4 protein-coding genes and 3 pseudogenes are annotated in these 4,626 nt (G+C 55.8%); all 7 read right to left on the bottom strand.

Features of this window, described 5'->3' with window-relative positions:
• Positions 1-309, bottom strand: a pseudogene (locus tag CFE42_RS23870) (IS3 family transposase); the annotation flags it as partial.
• Positions 310-314: 5 nt separating this feature from the next.
• Positions 315-629 (bottom strand): DUF1153 domain-containing protein, encoded by a 315-nt coding sequence (locus tag CFE42_RS23865; protein ID WP_004637757.1) that lies wholly within the window; start codon positions 627-629, stop codon positions 315-317.
• Positions 630-683: 54 nt separating this feature from the next.
• Positions 684-908, bottom strand: a pseudogene (locus CFE42_RS23860) (IS256 family transposase); the annotation flags it as partial.
• Between the two features lie 185 nt (positions 909-1,093).
• Complete coding sequence (locus CFE42_RS23855) at positions 1,094-1,780, bottom strand: pilin (RefSeq protein ID WP_274521312.1); 687 nt, start codon at positions 1,778-1,780, stop codon at positions 1,094-1,096.
• The gene (locus tag CFE42_RS23850) at positions 1,781-3,547 is read right to left on the bottom strand and encodes a Wzy polymerase domain-containing protein (protein WP_052035705.1); all 1,767 of its coding nucleotides are present in this window, start codon (positions 3,545-3,547) and stop codon (positions 1,781-1,783) included.
• A gap of 182 nt (positions 3,548-3,729) precedes the next feature.
• Complete coding sequence (locus CFE42_RS23845; protein ID WP_004637484.1) at positions 3,730-4,278, bottom strand: pilin; 549 nt, start codon at positions 4,276-4,278, stop codon at positions 3,730-3,732.
• A 252-nt stretch (positions 4,279-4,530) separates the two neighbouring features.
• Positions 4,531-4,626 (bottom strand): annotated as a pseudogene (locus CFE42_RS23840) (integrase core domain-containing protein); the annotation flags it as partial.

Below are 4,626 nucleotides of genomic sequence, written 5' to 3'. Positions count from 1 at the left end.
AGCCACTGACGGCATCGCTTGAATGCGCGGCCGGAAGCCGACGGGACGTTTGCGAACCTGCCAACCCATGAGCTGGAAGATGCGCTGCACGGTGTTCTTATTGAACCCCAGCAGATACGCGACGGTACGGTAACCGAACGACGGCGACTCTTCGATCATCGCCTTGATCGGCTCCGCGAAGCGGGCCTGGACCTTCGGCTCTGCCTTGACTGGCCGGTAATACACGCTGCGACGCGGTACGTTAAACCACCGGCACAGCTTCGAGATCGAGACGGTAATGCCGTCAGCCTGCAGTCCCTGGCGGATCATCTCGATCACTTGTCGTCCTCGCCCAGCAGGGACTGCAATTTTTTTCTTGCGCGCAACTCCAGCATGGCTTCGCCGTACGCTTCCTGCAGGTCCTTGATCTGCCGCTCGTACTGATCTTTCAGGTCCAGCGGGTTGGCCCGCAGCGCATTCTCCATGCCGCGCTTGCCGTCATCCACCCAACCCTCGACCTCGGAGGGCGACAGGTCATAGGCGCGGCTGGCCTCTGCCACTGTCGTCTTGCCCTGAATGATGTCCAGCACCAACGCGCTCTTGCGCTTGGCCGTCCACCGCTTGATGTCTTCTTCCATCTTCGTGCTCATCGTCTTTTCTTCCATTGTGACGTGAGCAGGTTTTCACTGGGTCATTACACCCGTGCCGTTGCGTTGGTTGGTGACGGTGGCCGGTTTGGCCGCACCAGGGGGATAGCCGAGATGGTGGTTCATCTCGCCGCCCAACGCCCGCTCGATCAAGGCCTTCTTGAGGGCTAGCGTCGCGGCGTTGATGGCTTCGGCCGTCATCGGGCCGCTGCCAAATTGCTCGAGCAGTTCAGTTGGGATTGCTGGCAGGTCCGCCGGCTTGGCTTTCGGTTTGCCGGGCATAACGTCTCCTTATGAGCATGTTATGCCTTGAACACGAAATTACTGATAGGCCCTAGTGTACTTTCCGCAGCAAGCAAAAAGAGCGCCTCTGAGGCGCTCTTTTTATTTGGTAATCCCCCCCAAACCGGACCAGAGTTACTCTGGTCCGGTTTGGGGGGAATTACCTTTTATTTTCCAACTGCGAATCAGCGGCACTCCGCAGGTGCGAATCGCACATCCAGTGTAGCGATGCCCTGTGCCGGAGGCATCAACCCATCACGTGCTGCAGTGCCATTCGCATAGCAATCCCAGCGGATAATGCCAGCGGGCTGGGTACTGTTGTTGTCCGTCCCGACCAATGCAGCGCCGTTGTTAGACGTCGGTTTGAGAATCAGCGTATTTGCACCATTGGGAACGACGGTGTCGGCGTAGACAATGCGGACTTCACCAGTCGTCCGGTCGATCGTGACGCCATTCGCAATCACATAGCGAGTGGCCGCAATTGGTCCATAACCGCGATCGAAGGGAAAGCCTGCGGTAGCGTTCTCAGCTACCGCCGTCTTGGCTGTTGCAGCCAGAGCCAACCCCTCAGTTACACGTGAACGCGTTACGTAATCTTGATAAGCAGGCACCGCAACCGCCGCCAGAATGCCCACGATGGCAACCACGATCATGAGCTCGATCAAAGTAAAGCCAGTTTGAGTTCGCTTGGTAGCGTGTTTTTTAAGACGCATCAATTCCTCCTTTCTCATTAATTGAATACCTCTGGATGCAGAGAGGAAGGAGATTAAGCGATTAACTCTATCCAAAAAATATGGCGCAACGATTTTTTTCCTTTTTTCCAAAAATAATGAACTCACTAAATAAGAAAGCGCCCCATGGGGCGCTGTCATTCATTGCGATCTAGGAGATGATGTCTTACTTGGCAACTTATCTTCCTTCACGAGCAATTTTTCATCCTGTAGGCGAGAGCAGAATGCCTTCAGAACAGCCCGATCCAGCCCGCACTCTTGTGTAAGTAACCACGATTGTGCTGCATATTCGCTCCAGTACTGGCTATGCAAGCGACGCACCTGCAACACGGCATCATCGATCTTGCCTAGGTACGCCAGGGCGAGTGCATAACGCTGAACAGTCGTTGATCCAGGGTAAAACTGGACAGCGTGTAGTTCCAGCTTTGCCAACGATCCCGCCATTGCTTGGGTGACGTTCCAATTGATTGCAATGGCCTGCGTCTCATAGGGCAAAAGCAGGTTGGCATCTCGCTCTCTGTATCGAGCCAATTCCTTCGGTAACCCTTCGGGTGCATAGTGAAGCCGCTCCACGGCACGATAATCGCCCCAAAGTTGCACCATCAACGCAGCAGCGAACGCAGACAAGACACCCATCAATGTCCATGTCATGCTGCCGGAGGGCATGCGGAAATTCCGCTCATCGGCAAAGCCGAGTACAAATGCGAATAGCAGCAGGAAGTACAGGTAGTGCAGCGGATACTCCAACATTGAGTGCGCGCCCAACACCAAGACGATGGCCAGCAGAAAAGCCAACGCCGGCGTCATGCGTCGCTTACGCAAGCCCCACACGAAACCCACGGCAGGCAACGCTACGGCGGCCAGGCCAAGCAACCCGACCTTAGACAGCAGGTCCAGCACGATGTTGTGTGCATTCATTGACATCTCGACATTGCCGAGCACGTCAGTCTGCACGTACTGGTTCCAGGCGTAATCGCCCCAGCCGCCACCCAACCATGGATGCGCGAGAAACATATGCCACGCATGTTTCCACAGCAGCGTCCGGAGCCCGGTACCTTCCTGCATGCGGTCCCCCATCGAGGGCGACAACCCCAGGTGCCAAAGTGTATTTGCGTAAGCGACCAGCCAATTGCAAAGCTGGTACGCCACCACCAAGAGAACAACCGGCACGCATGCCATTAACCAACGACGCCAGCCTCGCTGATCGACCGTCCAAGCCAAGCCGGTCAATCCGCCCACCAGGATGATGTGCAGCCAGGTAATCCGCGAGAACGTCAGAGACATCCCCACCAAGAGAATCAAAGCAACCACCGCAACCCCCGCGCGTGCGCGCGGACATTTCGACACGAGGAAGGCGCAAGCGGCCAGACCGAACGCAAGGTATGAGGCAGCATGGTTGGGCTGATTCAGATTGCCCCACATACGCCGGAGGGTCCCCGTGGGATTAATCGAAAAAAGCATCGTTGGCAAATGCTCAATCCGAAATAGCTGTACAAATTCGATCGCTACGGTTAACAAGCCGCCCGTGATCAAGCCCACGGCGAGTGTTTCCAAGACCCCCGGGAAGCTCCGAGCACGTGCTCCTAGCGCGCACGTCACCACTGTTGCCAATAGAAAGATCGTTGCCGCCAACGACAGGAACGGATTCAACGGAGGTGCGACTTGCAGCTGCACAAACAACACGACAATCAGCGCGAGCGGAGCCAAAGCGATTTGGGGTACGCCCATTCGGCTTCCGTACGTGAGTATGAGCATCACGACAGCCAGGGCAACCCAGCAGATGCCAGTTGCGTATTCGGCATAGAACGTCGGAATCGGATAGGTATGCAGCGCTGTCAGGAATGGGATCGATGCGCATGCGGCAATCGCCAGCCAGAGCAACATCAATTGAGTACGAGATCGAAGCATCTGGGAAAAGGCAAGACGGTAATCAGGGCGCCGAACGGCTTCCAGTGGGAGAGCGAAAGTTTAGCTGACTGGAGGCCTGAGAACCCGCCTCCGTGGAATGCCTCGGTCTTCCCAGGCCAAACCAAACGCAATAAAAAGAGGGCGCCCGTGGGCGCCCTCTTGGATGCTAAACCTAATAAGTCTTAGAACTGGCAGGTCGCCGGCAGGTACGGGTACAGAGCCGTCACCTTTGCGCCCGAAGCTACAGCGGTACCGGGAGGTGTGCCGGCACCTGCAGCACTAATCGTGGCACACTGCCATGCCACAGTACCGTCAGCGCCACCGGTGCCGATCAAACCAATGACCGCAGTATCAACGGTTGTGTTGCCCGTGCCAGTCAGTGTAACAGTCACGTTAATGTTCGAGTTCGCACCACCACCGGCGCTAACGTAGTCCAAACGCTTCACGTACTTCGAGTTAGCAAACGGCGCGCTACCCGTATTGGAGCCGTTAATCGGGCTGTTCGCAGACGTCGGGAACGTGCTGTTATTGGACGAGTACGCTTCTGCGACGGCCGACTTTGTCGAGTCCAAGTCTGTCGTGGCTTCCACCAGCTTGGACTTGATCATGTAGTTGTTGTAAGCCGGCAGCGCGATAGCAGCCAGGATACCGACGATCGCAACCACGATCATCAGTTCGATCAGCGTGAAACCCTTTTGGACACGCTTGTTCATACGACGCATCGACTTCATAAAATCCCCCGGAATGTTTGGTTAAGGTGATGCCGGGAGAGATAGAGCACGGACTGTGCCAGGCGAGAATTGGTTGTTTTCAAGGCTAATCCGACATGAAATTGGCACTCGACCAGCCTCTCTGTGACAATTTTCGACACCAATTGACACAGCACGTTAGTTTTGTGGCGCTTGAATCACACATCTTGAGCGATCTTGTAGCAATCCTGAGATGGCACTTGTGTAATGACCCAGTGAAACCTGCACAGGTTAGGCGGCTAAAGCGAATGCCTCAGCCGGGGTCTTCATCTTCAGCGCTTGGTGGGGCCGTCGGTGGTTGTAGAACTGAATCCAGTCGGCGATCGCACG

It is taken from the genome of Ralstonia sp. PBBBR1, from assembly GCF_002256165.1.
Taxonomy (GTDB): Bacteria; Pseudomonadota; Gammaproteobacteria; order Burkholderiales; family Burkholderiaceae; genus Ralstonia; species Ralstonia thomasii.
Note: the sequence above shows the minus strand (reverse complement) of the source record. Positions and strands in the feature narration are given on the sequence as shown.

Bases quoted from the DNA above. Each gene is read 5' to 3' on its own strand.
- CFE42_RS23865 (WP_004637757.1), bottom strand. From the start codon at position 629: ATGAGCACGAAGATGGAAGAAGACATCAAGCGGTGGACGGCCAAGCGC.
- CFE42_RS23855 (WP_274521312.1), bottom strand. From the start codon at position 1,780: ATGACAGCGCCCCATGGGGCGCTTTCTTATTTAGTGAGTTCATTATTT.
- CFE42_RS23850 (WP_052035705.1), bottom strand. From the start codon at position 3,547: ATGCTTCGATCTCGTACTCAATTGATGTTGCTCTGGCTGGCGATTGCC.
- CFE42_RS23845 (WP_004637484.1), bottom strand. From the start codon at position 4,278: ATGAAGTCGATGCGTCGTATGAACAAGCGTGTCCAAAAGGGTTTCACG.